Annotated in this window: 12 protein-coding genes; all 12 read right to left on the bottom strand. The window is 67.3% G+C overall.

The features are described from left to right. Positions 1-2: 2 nt before the first annotated feature. Entirely contained in the window at positions 3-1,007 is a 1,005-nt protein-coding gene (gap, locus tag QNN99_RS07035) for a type I glyceraldehyde-3-phosphate dehydrogenase (RefSeq protein ID WP_229965719.1), read from the bottom strand. A gap of 244 nt (positions 1,008-1,251) precedes the next feature. Then, positions 1,252-1,878, bottom strand: a complete 627-nt coding sequence (locus QNN99_RS07030; RefSeq protein ID WP_229965718.1) for a superoxide dismutase — start codon at positions 1,876-1,878, stop codon at positions 1,252-1,254. 116 nt (positions 1,879-1,994) lie between these two features. Continuing rightward, entirely contained in the window at positions 1,995-2,975 is a 981-nt protein-coding gene (whiA, locus tag QNN99_RS07025) for a DNA-binding protein WhiA (RefSeq protein WP_229965717.1), read from the bottom strand. 10 nt (positions 2,976-2,985) lie between these two features. Beyond that, on the bottom strand, positions 2,986-4,014 hold the full coding sequence (locus tag QNN99_RS07020) for a gluconeogenesis factor YvcK family protein (RefSeq protein WP_229965716.1): 1,029 nt from the start codon (positions 4,012-4,014) through the stop codon (positions 2,986-2,988). Beyond that, positions 4,015-4,914, bottom strand: a complete 900-nt coding sequence (rapZ, locus tag QNN99_RS07015) for an RNase adapter RapZ (protein WP_229965715.1) — start codon at positions 4,912-4,914, stop codon at positions 4,015-4,017. A 119-nt stretch (positions 4,915-5,033) separates the two neighbouring features. Continuing rightward, positions 5,034-7,049: an excinuclease ABC subunit UvrC gene (gene uvrC / locus QNN99_RS07010; RefSeq protein ID WP_229965714.1), complete on the bottom strand. Its 2,016-nt coding sequence runs from the start codon at positions 7,047-7,049 to the stop codon at positions 5,034-5,036. 80 nt (positions 7,050-7,129) lie between these two features. Beyond that, a complete protein-coding gene (locus QNN99_RS07005) occupies positions 7,130-7,798 on the bottom strand; it encodes a lysophospholipid acyltransferase family protein (RefSeq protein WP_229965713.1) in 669 nt (222 codons plus the stop codon). Next, complete coding sequence (locus QNN99_RS07000) at positions 7,785-8,498, bottom strand: HAD hydrolase-like protein (protein ID WP_229965712.1); 714 nt, start codon at positions 8,496-8,498, stop codon at positions 7,785-7,787. The genes QNN99_RS07005 and QNN99_RS07000 overlap by 14 nt, the downstream gene beginning before the upstream one ends. Before the next feature lie 87 nt (positions 8,499-8,585). Beyond that, positions 8,586-11,483, bottom strand: coding sequence for an excinuclease ABC subunit UvrA (uvrA, locus tag QNN99_RS06995; RefSeq protein WP_229965798.1), 2,898 nt, complete (start codon positions 11,481-11,483; stop codon positions 8,586-8,588). 75 nt (positions 11,484-11,558) lie between these two features. Next, positions 11,559-11,936: a GntR family transcriptional regulator gene (locus QNN99_RS06990; RefSeq protein ID WP_229965711.1), complete on the bottom strand. Its 378-nt coding sequence runs from the start codon at positions 11,934-11,936 to the stop codon at positions 11,559-11,561. A gap of 142 nt (positions 11,937-12,078) precedes the next feature. Continuing rightward, positions 12,079-14,052, bottom strand: a complete 1,974-nt coding sequence (locus QNN99_RS06985) for an ABC transporter ATP-binding protein (protein ID WP_229965710.1) — start codon at positions 14,050-14,052, stop codon at positions 12,079-12,081. Continuing rightward, positions 14,049-15,782, bottom strand: coding sequence for an ABC transporter ATP-binding protein (locus tag QNN99_RS06980; RefSeq protein ID WP_229965709.1), 1,734 nt, complete (start codon positions 15,780-15,782; stop codon positions 14,049-14,051). Before QNN99_RS06980 ends, QNN99_RS06985 begins: the two co-directional genes overlap by 4 nt. Positions 15,783-15,957: the final 175 nt, after the last annotated feature.

The following is a 15,957-nucleotide window of genomic DNA, read 5'->3' as shown; positions in this document are numbered from 1 at the left end:
GGCTAGAGGCTGGACGCCACCAGTTTGGTCAGGTCCACCAGGCGGCAGGAGTAGCCCCACTCGTTGTCGTACCAGCCGACCACCTTCACCTCGTTGCCCATCACGCGGGTCAGTCCCGAGTCGAAAATGCACGACGCCGGATCGGTGACAATGTCCGAGGACACGATCGGTTCATCCGTGTAGCGCAGGATGCCGTTCAGCGGACCGTCGGATGCCGCCTTGTACACGGCGTTGATTTCCTCGACGGAGGCTTCCCGGCTGAGCGTGACGGTGAGGTCGGTGACCGAACCGGTGGGCACCGGCACGCGGAGGGCGAAACCGTCCAGCTTGCCGTCCAGTTCCGGCAGGACCAGGCCGATGGCCTTGGCGGCGCCGGTGGACGTGGGCACGATGTTCAGCGCCGCCGCGCGGGCTCGGCGCAGGTCGCGGTGGGGGCCGTCCTGGAGGTTCTGGTCAGCGGTGTAAGCGTGAACGGTGGTCATGAGGCCGCGCTCGATTCCGAACGCCTCGTGAATGACCTTCGCCAGCGGGCCCAGGCAGTTGGTGGTGCAGGAGGCGTTGGAGACGATGTTGTCGGTCTCCGCGTTGTAGTCGCCGTCGTTGACGCCCATGACGATGGTGCGGTCAGCACCCTTGCCCGGAGCGGAGATCAGGACCTTCTTGGCCCCGGCGTCGAGGTGCTTCTTGGCGTCCTCTGCCTTGGTGAAGAACCCGGTGGACTCAATGACGACGTCAACGCCAAGGTCCTTCCAGGGGAGGTTGGCAGGGTCCCGCTCGGCGAGGACCTTGATGGTCTTCCCGCCGACAACCAGGTCCCCGTTGCGTACTTCCACGTCAGCGCCGATGCGGCCGGTCACGGAGTCGTACTTCAGGAGGTGGGCCAGGGTTTCGGGGCTGGTCAGGTCGTTGACGGCCACAATGTCGAGGTCGGCGTTCTGCTCCAGTGCTGCGCGGAAGTAGTTTCGTCCAATGCGTCCGAAGCCGTTGATTCCAACACGAGTAGTCACTTTTCTGTCTCCTTGATTGCGGGTGTACCGAAGAAACGTGACCTTGTGTCTGCGCAGGCCACTGGTCTGACGGGATTGGAGGAACCGGAAAACTGATCCCGGGCCTGCCGGCAAACACTCTGCCGGCCGGGCCGGGAGGCCCCGCCGGGCTTCTCAGCCCGGGCGGGAACCCTCGAACTCATCTTACGCGCCGGCCCTGTCCCGTGTACCGGTGGAGGGCCGGATTTGTAGGCCGCAGACGCGATTATGCCGGGAGAATCAGTCCCTGGGCGCCGGTGCGGGCGGCCTCGAAGCGGGTGGCCACATCGGCCCAGTTGACGATGTTCCAGAAGGCCTTGACGTAGTCGGCCTTCACGTTGACGTAGTCCAGGTAGAAGGCGTGCTCCCACATGTCCAGCATCAGCAGCGGAATGGTTCCGACGGGAACGTTGCCCTGCTGGTCGAAGAGCTGCTCGATCACGAGGTTCTTGCCCAGCGGCTCGTAGGCCAGCAGTGCCCAGCCGGATCCCTGCAGCGACATCGCGGCAGCGGTGAACTGGCCGCGGAAGGCGTCGAAGGAACCGAAGAAGTCATCGATGGCGGCAGCGAGCTCGCCAACCGGCTTGTCGCCGCCTTCCGGTGAGAGGTTGTTCCAGAAGATGCTGTGGTTGACGTGGCCGCCGACGTGGAAGGCCAGATCCTTGGACAGCTTCGGAATGGTTGCGAAGTCACCCTTCTCGCGGGCTTCGGCCATCTGTGCCAGTGCCGTGTTGGCGCCGGCCACGTAGGTGGCGTGGTGCTTGTCGTGATGCAGTTCCATGATGCGGGCGGAGATGTTCGGCTCCAGTGCCGCGTAATCGTACGGCAGTTCCGGCAGAGTGTATTCGTTCACAAAATCCTCCTGATGAGTCGGAAATAGATCGGCTCGGTTATCCGGACGGCGTTTCCACCCGGAAACTTTCGGTGCCGCCAAAAGGCAGCATGCTTAGGCCATCTTATGCTTTAACGCTACTCGTCAAGCATCTCAGGAGTCACATTGGCCTCGGTTCCGGGGATGCCCAGCTCGGCGGCCCGCTTGTCGGCCATGGCCAGGAGCCGGCGGATGCGTCCGGCGATGGCGTCCTTGGTCATGGGCGGTTCGGCCAGGTGTCCCAGCTCGTCGAGGCTGGCCTGCTTGTGGGCCACGCGCAGCTCCCCCGCGTACCGCAGGTGCTCGGGCACGTCGTCGCCGAGGATGTCCAGCGCACGGTCCACCCGGGCTCCGGCGGCAACCGCTGCCTGCGCCGAGCGGCGGAGGTTGGCGTCGTCGAAGTTGGCGAGCCGGTTGGCGGTGGCCCGGACTTCCTTGCGCATGCGGCGCTCTTCCCAGACCATCAGGGCATCGTGGGCGCCCATGCGGGTGAGCAGGGCGGCGATGGTGTCGCCGTCGCGGATGACCACGCGGTCGATTCCGCGCACCTCGCGGGCCTTGGCGGCAATGCCGATCCGGCGGGCCGAGCCCACCAGGGCCAGGGCGGCTTCGGGGCCCGGGCAGGTCACCTCCAGCGAGGAGGAGCGGCCCGGCTCCGTCAGCGATCCATGGGCGAGGAAGGCACCGCGCCACACGGCTTCGGCGTCGGCGGCGGAGCCGTTGACCACCACTGAGGGCAGCCCGCGGACCGGACGGCCGCGGGCATCCAGGAGTCCGGTCTGGCGGGCGAGTGATTCGCCGTCCTTGACGACGCGCACCACGTAGCGGCTGCCCCTTCGCAGGCCTCCTCCGGACACCACAATGATGTCGGAGGCGTGGCCGTACACCTCGGCTATCGCGGCACGCAGCCGCCTCGCCGTGGAAGCGAGATCCACTTCGGCTTCAATAACAATGCGCCCGGAAATGATGTGCAGTCCTCCGGCAAATCGCAGCAAGGCCGATACTTCCGCTTTGCGGACGGAGGACTTTTTCACATCAAGGCGTGAAAGTTCCTCTTTTACTGCTGCGGTCAATGCCACAAATACACTCCTAGTTCTCCCCAAACATATCGTGGTACGCGGTGGCCAGGCGCAACGGATCATGGATCGGCCGGCCGGTCGCTGCCCCCACCTTACCGAAAACGGGCCGCCCACCCATCTTGGCCACCGCCTCGCCGAAGGCCTCCGGATCCTCAATGACGGCCGGATCCACCAGCACGGCGTCCACCCGGAACCCGGGCGCATAGCGCTGCACCTCGGCCAGATGGTCAAGTGCCGACATGCCGGCGGTTTCCTTCGTTTCGTTGCTCAGGTTCATGGTCAGGCAGCGTTTGGCCTTCGTCCGGCAGAGTGCGCTCCGCAGTTCCGGCAGCATCAGGTGCGGCAGCACCGACGTGTACCAGGACCCCGGGCCAAGGATGACCCAGTCCGCCCGCTCGATGGCCGTGACCGCTTCGGGGCAGGCCACCGCATCAGCAGGAGTCAGCCGGACGCCGGTGACCTTGCCCCGGGCTCCGGCCGTCGCCAGCCGGGCCTGTCCGGTCACCAGTTCCAGATACTCGCCGGAGGCCGTGCGCCGCAGCACGTCGCCCTCGATGGTCAGCGGCTGCGTGGACATGGGCAGGACCTGGCCGCGGGCGCCGAGCAGCGCGCCGGCCCACTGCAGGCCGGCGACGGGATCGCCCAGCAGCTCCCACAACGTCACGATGAGCAGGTTCCCGAGGGCATGGTTGTCCAGGGAGCCCTTGACCCCCGGCCGGGACTGGAACCGGTGCTGCATGACGTCGCGCCAGGTCCGCCCCCAGTCGGTGTCGTCGCAGAGGGCAGCCAGGGCCATCCGGAGGTCGCCGGGCGGCAGCACGTCAAGCTCGTGGCGCAACCGGCCGGAGGACCCGCCGTCGTCGGCCACCGTGACCACCGCCGTCAGGTCGGTGGTCAGCAGCCGCAGCGCCGACAGTGACGCGGACAGTCCGTGGCCGCCGCCCAGGGCCACCACTGCCGGGGAACCGTCCTTGCCGCCGGCGTCCCGGGCCGCGCCGGCCTGCGGAATCATCGGCAGCGGCCCGGTCAGGAACGTCATCTACTCGCGCCCGAGGTCGCGGTGGTGGGCGCTGACCGTCACGTGCGGCAGCTGCGCCAGGCGCTTGGCCAGTTCCTCCGTCACCGCCACTGAGCGGTGCTTGCCGCCGGTGCAGCCGACGGCGATGGTGGCGTAGTGCTTGTTCTCCCGCCGATAGCCGTCGATGACCGGGACCAGGGCTTCAACGTACCGGTCCAGGAAGTCCGCGGTGCCCTGGGCCTGCAGGACGTAGTCGCGGACGTCTTCGTCCAGGCCGGTGTGCGGGCGCAGCTGGGGAACCCAGTGCGGGTTGGGGATGAAACGGACGTCCGCCACATAGTTGGAATCCACCGGCAGCCCGTACTTGAACCCGAAGCTCATCACGTTCAGCCGCAGCACGATCGGCCCGGATTCGGTGAAGAGCTCGGTGATGGTGGTGGCCAGGGCGTGGACGTTCAGCTTGGAGGTGTCCACGACGACGTCGGATGATTCGCGCAGTTCCTTGACCACATCCCGCTCGGCGGCGATGCCATCCAGGATGCTGCCGTCCTCCTGCAGCGGGTGGGGGCGCCTGCCCTGCTCAAAGCGGCGCACGAGGGTTTCATCCTCGGCGTCCAGGAACAGCAGCCGGTAGGAGACGCCGGCTGCACGGAGGCCGCTGAGGGCCTCCCTGATGTCCTTGAACAGTTCCTTGCTGCGGACGTCGATGACCACAGCCAGCTTGGGGATGGAATGCGGCATCCGGGACACCAGCTCGGTCAGGGTGCCCAGCATCAGCGGCGGCAGGTTCTCCACCACGTACCAGCCGTGGTCCTCGAGGGCGTTGGCGGCCGTGCTGCGTCCGGCGCCGGACATGCCGGTAACCACCAGCAGCTCCGACTCGGCGGGCTTGACCGGGGTCAGCGCGTCCTGTTCGTTCATGTCCGTCGTCCCATCCTTAGGGTTCTTTTTTGGCACAGGTCTCTCCCCGTACCGGTTTCTGCTGCATTGGAGCCCGAAGCGCACCTGCTCCAGGGAAGGAAGCCGATTATCCAGCCTAGCTAAGTTTCCATGATTTCGCCGGTGGCCATGTTCACCGCGGGGGCGCCGGCCGAGCCGCCCTTCTCCGCGAGCTGGGCGTGGACCGACGCCGCCAGCGCCGGCCCGATGCCCGGCACCCGCTGCAGCTCCTCCGCCGAGGCACTGCGCAGCTTCTTGACCGACCCGAACTCCTTGAGCAGCGCTGCACGCTTGGCCGGTCCGAGGCCGGAAATCTCGTCCAGCAGGGAGGCGGTCATGGATTTGGCCCGCTTCTGGCGGTGGAAGGTGATGGCGAAGCGGTGTGCTTCGTCGCGGATGCGCTGGAGCAGGAACAGGGCTTCGGAGGCACGCGGCAGGATCACCGGGAAGTCGCTGTCCGGGACCCACACCTCCTCCAGCCGCTTGGCCAGGCCCACCACGTAGATGTCGGTGATGCCCAGGTCCGCCAGGGCCCGGGAGGCCGCCGCCACCTGCGGCTGGCCGCCGTCGACCACCACCAGGTTGGGCGGATAGGCGAACTTGGCCCGGGGAGCGGCGGTGAGCGTGTCCGTCAGCGGCTGGACATCGGTGCCGGTGCGTTCCGCGGGCAGCTTGGCCAGCGCCTCGGCCGCTGCGGGGTCGGCGGCCGGATCCGCGTTTTCGGCGAGGTAGTTGCGGAAACGGCGGGAGATGACGTCGTACATGGCCGAGGTGTCATCCCGGGCCGCGTCGCCGGTGATGGAGAACTTGCGGTAGTCGGACTTCTTCGGCAGCCCGTCCTCGGCCACCACCATGGAGGCCACCACGTTGGTGCCGGAGACGTGGGAGATGTCGTAGCACTCGATGCGCAGCAGGGCCACCGGCAGGTCCAGGGCTTCCTGCAGTTCCTGCAGCGCGGCGGAGCGGGTGGTGATGTCCCCGGCGCGGCGGCTTTTGTGCAGACGCAGGGCGTCGGCGGCGTTGCGGGCCACCGTCTCCATCAGGGCCTTCTTGTCGCCGCGCTGCGGAACACGGATGTCCACCCGGGACCCGCGCAGGCCGGAGAGCCACAGCGCCAGCTCGTCGGCGTTGGCCGGCAGCTCCGGAACCAGCACCTGGCGGGGAATGCGGTCGGTGGAGGCTGACTCCCCGTAGACCTGCTGGATCAGGTGCTCCACGAGGTCCGAGGTGTCGGCATCCTCGACCTTCTCCACGACCCAGCCGCGCTGGCCGCGGATCCTGCCGGCCCGAACGTGGAACACCTGGGCCGAGGCTTCAAGCTCGTCTTCCTCGAGTGCGAAGATGTCGGCGTCGGTGTCCTCGCTCAGCACCACGTTGTTGCGTTCGAAGACCTTGCGCAGGGCCGAGATGTCGTCGCGCAGCCGGGCGGCGGACTCGTAGTCCAGTTCGGCCACGGCGGCCTGCATCTCCTTCTCCAGCGTTCCGATGAAGCGTTTGCCTTCGCCGGACATGAAGTCGCAGAGTTCGGCGGCCAGCTGGCGGTGGTCCTCCGGGCTGATCCGCCCGACGCACGGTGCCGCGCATTTGTCGATGTAGCCCAGCAGGCAGGGCCGGCCGGTGCGCTCGGCACGCTTGAAGACACCGGAACTGCAGGTGCGGACGGGAAAGACGCGCAGCAGGGTGTCGAGGGTCTCGCGGATGGCCTTGGCGGGGTAGAACGGACCGAAGTAGCGGGTGTCCTTGCGCCGGTCTCCGCGCATCACCTGCGCCCGGGGATACTTCTCCCCCATGGTGACGGCCAGGTACGGATAGGACTTGTCGTCCCGGAACATGATGTTGAACCGGGGGTTGAATTCCTTGATCCAGGTGTACTCCAGCTGCAGCGCTTCCAGCTCGGTGCCCACCACAGTCCATTCGACGCTGGAGGCGGTGTGCACCATGGCCCGCGTCTTGGGCAGCAGGCCCCGCGGATTCGCGAAGTAGGAGTTCAGGCGGGAGCGGAGGTTCTTGGCCTTGCCGACGTAGATGACCCGTCGGTGCTCGTCACGGAAACGGTAAACGCCTGGAGCGGTGGGGATCTCCCCCGTTTTCGGCCGGTATGTTGCTGGATCTGCCACGTTTCCATCCTACGGTTGCTGCCGGGCGCCTTTGCGCAGTCCCGGGCGGCTTTTCGCGGGGCGCTGAACCGGCTGCCGGCTTACCCTTCGGGCTTGCTCTGGTTGTAGCTGCCGGAGCGTTCCTGCCCGGAGAGCTCGGCAATGGCGTCCATGACGCGGTCGGTGGCCTGGCGCCGGGCGGGCAGGGCGTGGTTGGGTCCGGTCTTTTGGAAGTACAGCGGCCGGCCCACCTTCATGGTGAAATGCTGCGGTTTGATCCATTTCTTGCCCGCCGGCTGCAGGTTTTCGGTGCCGATCAGCCCCACTGGCACCACCGGCGCCCCGGAGGTCAGCGCCAGCCAGCCCACACCGGTCCGCCCGCGGTACAGCAGGCCGTCCCGGGACCGGGTGCCCTCCGGGTAGATGCCGATCCCGCTGCCCTGCTCAAGCCGGTCCAGCAGGGTTTGCAGCGCCGCCACTGACGCGGCCTGCTGGTCCCGTTCCACGGGAATGGATCCCACGCCCTCAAAAAAGGTCCGCATCGCGGCGCCCTTGACGCCGGTGCCGGTGAAGTACTCGGCCTTCGCGAAGAAGGCCACGGGGCGCGGCATCAGTGCCTGCGTGAGCACGCTGTCCAGAAACGACAGGTGGTTCGCCGCCACGATGAACGCGCCGCTGGCCGGAACATTCTCCAGGCCGATGACGGTGGGCCGGCACAGGGAAGCGATCAGGCCGCGGGTGGAGGCCCGGGTCAGGTCATAAACGCTCATGTGCGCAGGCCCTTTCCTGCACACGGAAGCTGTGCTCCGTCAGCAGCGCCGCCAGCAATTCCTCCGCCGAATCGACGACGGCGGCCGCACCGGCCGCTGCCAGCTCGCCGTCGCCGGCAAAGCCCCAGCTGACGCCGATGCAGTCCAGGCCGTTGGCTGCTGCTCCCTCCACGTCGTGCCGGCGGTCCCCCACCATGACGGCGCGGTCATACGTGCCGGCGTGCCGGTCCAGCGCAGCCCGGATGATGGTGGTCTTGCCGTCGAGGGCCGCTGCGGCCTGCTCGTCGGCGGGTGAGCCGTGCACGGAGTCGAAGAGTTCCGAAAGTCCCTGCACGCGGAGCAGTTCCTGCGCCAGCGGTTCGGGCTTCTGGGTGGCGACGGCCACGACGCTGCCGTCGGCGCGCAGCCGCGAGACGGCTGCCTCGATGCCCGGGTAGGGGCGGCTCTGCGCCATTCCGGTGTCCCGGTAGCCGGCGCGGTAGTGTGCGATGACCTCATTAACGCGGGCTTCCGGAACGCCGGCGATTTCCCGCAGCGATGTCACAAGCGCAGGTCCGACCATTCGCTGGAGTTCCGCCGCCGGAGGGACGGGCAGGCCGCTGGCGGCGAGGGCGGTGCTGATGCCGCCGGTGATGCTGCCCGCCGGATCCACCAGGGTTCCGTCAAGGTCGAAGAGCACTAAGAGCCGGGATTCTTTCACCGGGACAGTTTCCCACACCTGCGGCCCGGTACGGAAAAAGGCATTCCCGGCGGGGAATACCTTTTTCCGTACGGGCGACGCAGAGATCTACGCCGCGCCCTTTTGCTTGTCGAACATTTCGGCAAGGAACCTGCCGGTGTGGCTGACCTCGGAGGACGCCACCTTTTCCGGTGTTCCGGTGGCAATCACCTGTCCGCCGCCGTTTCCGCCTTCCGGACCCATGTCGATGATCCAGTCGGCGCTCTTGATCACGTCAAGGTTGTGCTCGATGGTGATCACCGTGTTGCCCTTGTCCACCAGTCCCTGCAGGACCAGCAGCAGCTTGCGGACATCCTCGAAATGCAGGCCGGTGGTCGGCTCGTCGAGCACGTACACGCTGCGCCCGTTGGAGCGCTTCTGCAGTTCCGCCGCCAGCTTCACGCGCTGCGCCTCGCCGCCGGACAGGGTGGTGGCCGGCTGGCCGAGCCGGACATAGCCCAGCCCGACGTCAACGAGCGTGTTCAGGTGCCGGGCAATCGGCGAGAACGCGGCGAAGAACTCCGCAGCCTCCTCGATGGACATGCCCAGGACCTCGGAAATGTTCTTGCCCTTGTAGTGCACCTCGAGGGTTTCGCGGTTGAACCGTCCGCCGTGGCAGACCTCGCAGGGCACGTAGACGTCCGGCAGGAAGTTCATTTCAATCTTCAGCGTGCCGTCGCCGTGGCAGGCTTCGCAGCGGCCACCCTTGACGTTGAAGGAGAAGCGGCCGGGCAGGTAGCCGCGGACCTTGGACTCGTTGGTCTCCGCGAAGAGCTTGCGGATGTGGTCCCAGACGCCGGTGTAGGTGGCCGGGTTGGAGCGCGGGGTGCGGCCGATCGGGCTCTGGTCCACGTGGATGACCTTGTCCAGGTTCTCCAGCCCGTCAATGCGCAGGTGCCGCCCGGACACGTGCTTGGCGCCGTTGAGCTTGGCGGCCAGCGTCTTGTACAGGATGTCGTTGATCAGCGTGGACTTGCCGGATCCGCTGACACCCGTCACCGCGGTGAAGACACCGAGCGGAATGGACACGTCGATGTTGCGCAGGTTGTTTTCCCGCGCCCCGACGATCTTCAGCTGGCGGGACTTGTCCACCTTGCGGCGTTTGGCCGGGATCTCGATCTTCCGGCGGCCGGACAGGTACGCGCCGGTCAGGGACCGCTCGTTGGTGAGCAGGTCCGCCAGGGAGCCGGAGTGCACCACTTCGCCGCCGCGCTCACCCGCACCCGGTCCGATGTCCACCACCCAGTCGGCTTCGTGGATGGTGTCTTCGTCGTGCTCCACGACGATCAGGGTGTTGCCGAGGTTGCGCAGCCGGGCCAGGGTCTCAATGAGGCGCCGGTTGTCCTTCTGGTGCAGTCCGATGGAGGGCTCGTCGAGGACGTAGAGGACGCCCACCAGGCCGGAGCCGATCTGGGTGGCCAGGCGGATGCGCTGCGCCTCGCCGCCGGAGAGGGTGGCCGCTGCCCGCTCCAGGCTCAGGTACTCGAGCCCGACGTCGAGCAGGAAGGTCAGGCGGGCCAGGATTTCCTTCAGGACCTGGTCGCCGATCTTCGCTTCGCGGGTCGTGAGTTCCAGCCCGCCGAGGAACTCGGCCGCCTCGCGCAGGGGCAGGGCGGCCACCTGGGCAATGTTCTTTCCGTTGATCAGCACCGACAGCGACGCCGGGTTCAGCCGGGCTCCGCCGCACTCGGGGCAGGGGATTTCCCGCATGTACTCCTCGTACCGGTCACGGGCGCTGTCCGATTCGGTCTCGAGGTGCTTGCGGTGGATGTAGGAGATGACGCCTTCGAAGCCGGTGCTGTACTTGCGTTCGCGGCCGAAGCGGTTCTTGTACTGAACCACCACCTTGTGGTCCTTGCCGTTGAGGATGGCCTCGCGGGCCTTGGCCGGCAGCTTCTTCCACGGCACGTCCATGGAGAAACCCATGTCCTTGGCCAGGCCGGCCAGCAGCCGGTTCCAGTACTCCAGGGTGGCGTTGCCCAGCGCCCAGGGCGCCACGGCTCCCGCGGCCAGGCTCAGGTTGGGGTTGGGGATCACCAGCTCCTCGTCAACCTCCAGCCGGCTGCCGATGCCGGTGCAGACCGGGCAGGCGCCGAAGGGGTTGTTGAAGGAGAAGGACCGGGGTTCAATCTCATCGATCGCCAGCGGATGCTCGTTCGGGCACGCCAGGTGCTCGGAGAAGGGCCGGACCCGGTCCTCGCTCTTCTCGTCGACGTCCACGAAGTCCGCCAGGATCCGGCCCTCGGCCAGGCCCAGCGCGGTCTCCACCGAGTCGGTCAGGCGCTGCCGGATGCCGTCCTTGGCCACCAGCCGGTCCACCACCACCTCGATGGTGTGTTTGTACTGCTTGCCCAGCTTGGGCGGATCGGAGAGCTGGATCTGCTCGCCGTCGACCTTTGCACGCGAGTAGCCCTTGGCGGCGAGCTCCTTGAACAGGTCCACGAACTCGCCCTTGCGTCCGCGCACCACCGGAGCCAGGATCTGGAACCGGGTGCCTTCGGGCAGCTCGAGCAGCTGGTCGACAATCTGCTGCGGTGTCTGCCGTGACACGGGCTCGCCGCAGATGGGGCAGTAGGGGGTGCCGACACGGGCCCAGAGCAGGCGCATGTAGTCGTAGATCTCGGTGATGGTTCCGACGGTGGAGCGCGGGTTCTTGGAGGTGGACTTCTGGTCGATCGACACCGCCGGAGACAAGCCCTCGATGAAGTCGACGTCGGGCTTGTCCACCTGCCCGAGGAACATCCGCGCGTAGGAGGAGAGCGACTCGACGTACCGCCGCTGGCCCTCGGCGAAGATCGTGTCAAAGGCCAGGGAGGACTTGCCGGATCCGGAAAGTCCGGTGAAGACAATCATCGCGTCGCGCGGCAGATCCAGATCCACGTTGCGGAGGTTGTGCTCCCGTGCGCCCTTGACGATGAGGCGGGAGAGATCGTTGCCGCTGTGCGGCTCGTTGGCACTATCGGCCATCAAAGAGGTAGCTGTAGACACAAATTCCACTGTAGTTCACCGGTTGGTTCGAAGATGTATTCGACGCCGCAGTGTTCACCGCAGGCGAAGAGCCGTCTCGACGTAGGTCACGGCCTCTTGCGGATCAAGGCCGTTGGCGCGGACGGAATCGGCAAAGACCCGTGCCGCCTCGGCCACCCGCCGCCGTCCGTTGTCTCCGGCGGCTGCGATGACGGTTCCTGCCCGCGAGCGCGTGGTGACCACTTCGGCCTGTTCCAGTTCGCGGTACGCCCGGGCCACGGTGTTGACGGCAAGGCCCAGCCGGGCGGCGAGCGCGCGGACCGGAGGCAGGCGGGTTCCCACGGCAAGGCGCCCCTCATTGGCGGCATCAAGGATCTGAACCCTCAACTGCTCAAACGGGGGAACCGTGCTTGCGGCGTCGATGCGGACCCAGGACAGGACGTCGTCACTCATGGGACCGCCTTCGGGTTGGAGAGCTGGAACCGTCCGAGGGATTCAACGGCCGGGTGCGTTGCTGCGCGCTGGGCGCATGCTGCAGTTCCATTTTGCCATGCCGGTGCTCTTTGCGCCGGGAGGCAGGTCACGGCCAGGCAGGTCACGGCCCGGGGGCCGGCCCGTCGCCGGTTCCTTCCGCTGCCGCCGCCGGCTCGGAGAACTGGGAGCGGTACAGCTCGGAGTAGAACCCTTCGGCGGCCAGCAGCGCCTCATGGGTCCCCTGCTCCACGATCTCCCCGTGCCGCACCACCAGGATGACGTCAGCATCCCGGATGGTCGAGAGCCGGTGGGCGATCACAAAGCTGGTCCGGGCCTCCCGCAGTGCGTTCATGGCCAGGCGGATGGAGATCTCCGTCCGGGTATCCACCGAGCTGGTCGCTTCATCCAGGACCAGGATGGCCGGGTCCGCCAGCCAGGCCCGGGTGATCGTGATCAGCTGCCGCTGCCCCTGGCTCAGCGTTCCGCCGTCGTACCCCAGGACCGTGTCGTAGCCATCCGGCAGCGAGCGCACGAAGTGGTCCACGTGCGTTGCCCGCGCTGCCTCCACGATTTGTTCCTCAGTGGCGTCCGGCGCGCCGTAGGCAAGGTTCTCCCGAACGGTCCCCTCGAACAGCCACGCGTCCTGGAGCACCATGCCGATCAGTTTCCGCACGTCGTCGCGCCGCATCCGGGCGGTGTCCACCCCGTCAATGGTGATCCGTCCGGCGTCCGCGTCGTAAAAGCGCATCAGGAGGTTCACCAGCGTGGTCTTCCCCGCCCCCGTGGGACCGACAATCGCCACCGTCTGCCCCGGTTCCGCGATGAAGGACAGGCCGCGTATGAGCGGTGCGTCCGGGGAGTAGCTGAAGTCCACGTCCTCAAAGGCCACGCGTCCCTTGACCGCTGTCAGCACCTGCGGCTCCGCGGGATCCGGGGGCTGCTCCCGGTCATCAAGCAGTTCGAACACACGTTCGGCTGAGGCGACGCCGGACTGCAGCATGTTGATCAGCGAACCGAGCTGCCCCAGCGGCTGGGAGAACTGGCGGCTGTACTGGATGAAGGCCTGCACTCCCCCGATGGAGAGGCGCCCGTTGGCCACCAGGAGCCCGCCGACCACTGCCACCGCCACATAGTTGAGGTTGGAGATGAACTGCATGGTGGGCATGATGATGCCGGACACGAACTGTGCCTTGAAGGAGGAGCGGTAGAGGGTGTCGTTGGCCGGCCGGAACCCCTCCACCACCCGCTCCTGCTGCCCGAAGGCCTTCACCACGTCCTGGGCGCTGAACATTTCCTCGATGTAGCCGTTCACCTCCCCCGTGGACTTCCACTGCTGCATGAACTGCGCCTGCGAGCGCCGGGCAATGAAGACGGTGACGACGGCGGAGACGGGGACAGTGATCACGGCGATCAGGGCCAGCAGCGGGGACAGCCAGAGCATCATGCCCAGCACCCCCACGATGGTCAGCACCGAGGTGATGATCTGGGTCAGGGTCTGGGAGAGCGTCTGCGCCAGGTTGTCGATGTCATTGGTGACCCGGCTCAGCACGTCCCCCCGGGATTCCCGCTGGAAGTGGGACATGGGCAGCCGGAAGAGCTTGCCGTCCACGTCCCGGCGCAGCCGGTACATGGCGTTCTGCACCACCCGCGCCGTGACCCGCGCCTGCAGCCAGCCGAAGGCGAACGAGGCAAGGTAGATCCCCAGCACCCCCAGCACCAGCACTCCGAGCCGGCCGAAGTCCAGCCCGGCACCGGGCACCACGTCCATCGCGGCCAGCATGGTTGCGAGCTGGTCCTGTCCGGCACTGCGCAGGGCCTGCACCTGGTCCTCCTTGCTGATCCCCGGCTGCAGCCCCGCTCCGATCACGCCGTCGAAAATGACGTTGGTCGCTTCCCCCAGGATCCGCGGTGCGCTGACCGCGAGCGCCACCGAGACGACGGCGGCCACCAGCACCAGTGCCACCCGCAGCCGGTCCGGGGCAGTCAGCGCCACGATCCGCCGGACACTGGCCCGGAAGTTCAGCGGCTTCGCGGCGGGAGCGGCACCTCCCGCGGCACGGGGTCCGCCGTGTGCAAGCCTTCCGGGGCCGCTCACTGCACTTCCTCCGCCGTGAGCTGGGATTCAACAATTTCGCGGTAGGTGGGCGAGGCCGCCATCAGCTCCGCATGTGTGCCCTGCCCGGCGACCCGTCCTTCCTCCAGCACCACGATCCGCGCGGCATCGGTGATGGTGTTGACCCGCTGGGCGACGATGAGCACCGTGGAGCTGCGGGTGCGCTGCTTCAGTGCGGCGCGCAGCCGGGCGTCGGTGGCAAAGTCCAGGGCGGAAAAGCTGTCGTCGAAGAGGTAGATCGAGGGCTGGACGACCAGGGCGCGGGCAATCGCCAGGCGCTGCCGCTGTCCACCGGAGAAGTTGCCCCCTCCCTGCTCCACCCGGTGCTCCAGCGCCCCCTCGGCGGCGCGGACAAAGTCGTCGGCCTGCGCAATCTCCAGGGCCTCCCACAGCTCGGCGTCGGTGGCCTCCGGCTTGCCGAAGCGCAGATTGGAGCCGATGGTGCCGGCAAACAGGTACGCGCGCTGCGGCACCAGGCCGATGCCGCTGCGCAGCGAATGCAGCGTCACTTCCTCGATGTCCTGGCCGTCAATGCTGATTCCCCCCGAGGTGGCGTCCAGCAGCCTGGGGACCAGGTTCAGCAGTGTGGATTTGCCGGCGCCGGTGGATCCGATGATGGCCGTGGTCTGCCCCGACTCCGCGGTGAAGCTGATTCCGGAAAGCACCGGCGCCTCCGCCCCGGGATAGGTGTAGCCGACGTCGTCGAACGCCAGGGTGCCGCCGTCGTACACCAGCGGCGGCGCCCCCTCGGCGTCGTGCACGGTGCTCTCGGTGTCGAGGACCTCGCAGATGCGTTCGGCGCAGACCGCGGCGCGGGGCAGCATCATGATCATGAACATGGACATCATCACGGCCATCAGGATCTGCATGATGTAGGCGAGGAACGCGGTGAGCGCGCCGATCTGCATCTGCCCGGCATCAATCCGGTAGGCACCGAACCACACCACGGCCACGGAGGCCAGGTTGGCCACCAGCATGGCGGCCGGAAACAGCAGCGCCATGTACTGCGCGGTCCGCAGCTGGGTTCCGGTCAGGTCGCGGTTGGCGGCGTCGAACCGGGCCTCCTCCGTGCGCTCCCGGACAAAGGCACGGATCACGGCGACCCCCATGATCTGTTCACGCAGCACCGAGTTCACCCGGTCGATCTGCTTCTGCGCCCGCCGGAACAGCGGGATCAGCCGGCGCAGCACCAGCCCGATCACGGCGAACAGGACCGGCAGGATCAGCAGCAGGACCCCCGACAGCGGCACATCCTGGTTCAACGCCAGCACCACCCCGCCCACACCCATGATCGGCGCCGAGACCATGACGGTGAACGTCATCAGCAGGGCCATCTGCACCTGCTGCACGTCGTTGGTGGTGCGGGTGATCAGCGAGGGGGCGCCGAAGACTCCGACTTCCCGCGAGGAGAAGGACTCCACCGTCGTGAAGAGGTCATCGCGGATGTTCCGGCCCACGCTCATCGCCACCCGGGCGGCGAAGTAGGTGGCCGTAACCGCGCAAAGGACCTGGCCGGCAGTAATGGCGAGCATCCAGCCGCCAATGTCCAGGATCACGCCGGTGTCGGCCCGGACCACGCCGCGGTCGATGATGCCGGCGTTCAGGGTGGGCAGGTACAGCGTGGCGGCGGTGGACAAGAACTGCAGGATGACGACGGCGGCAACGGCTCCCTTGTAGGGTGCCAGGTTCTGCCGGACGAGCCGTAGGAGCACGTTTCCTCCTGGAACTGCCGGGAGGATGCCCGGCACCATCCGAACCTACGCCGCGGCCTCCGGGCAGGCAATACCCATGGGCTGCCCGGGCGGGCCTGCCAGCCGGCGAGCGCGGAATCGGCAGGCAGGGCCAGACCGCGCGAGGCATTGCGGCCGCGATTCCCGCACTGGTTCC

This window comes from Arthrobacter sp. zg.Y820, assembly GCF_030125555.1.
GTDB lineage: Bacteria > Actinomycetota > Actinomycetes > Actinomycetales > Micrococcaceae > Arthrobacter_B.
This window is presented reverse-complemented; position numbering and strand designations above follow the sequence as displayed.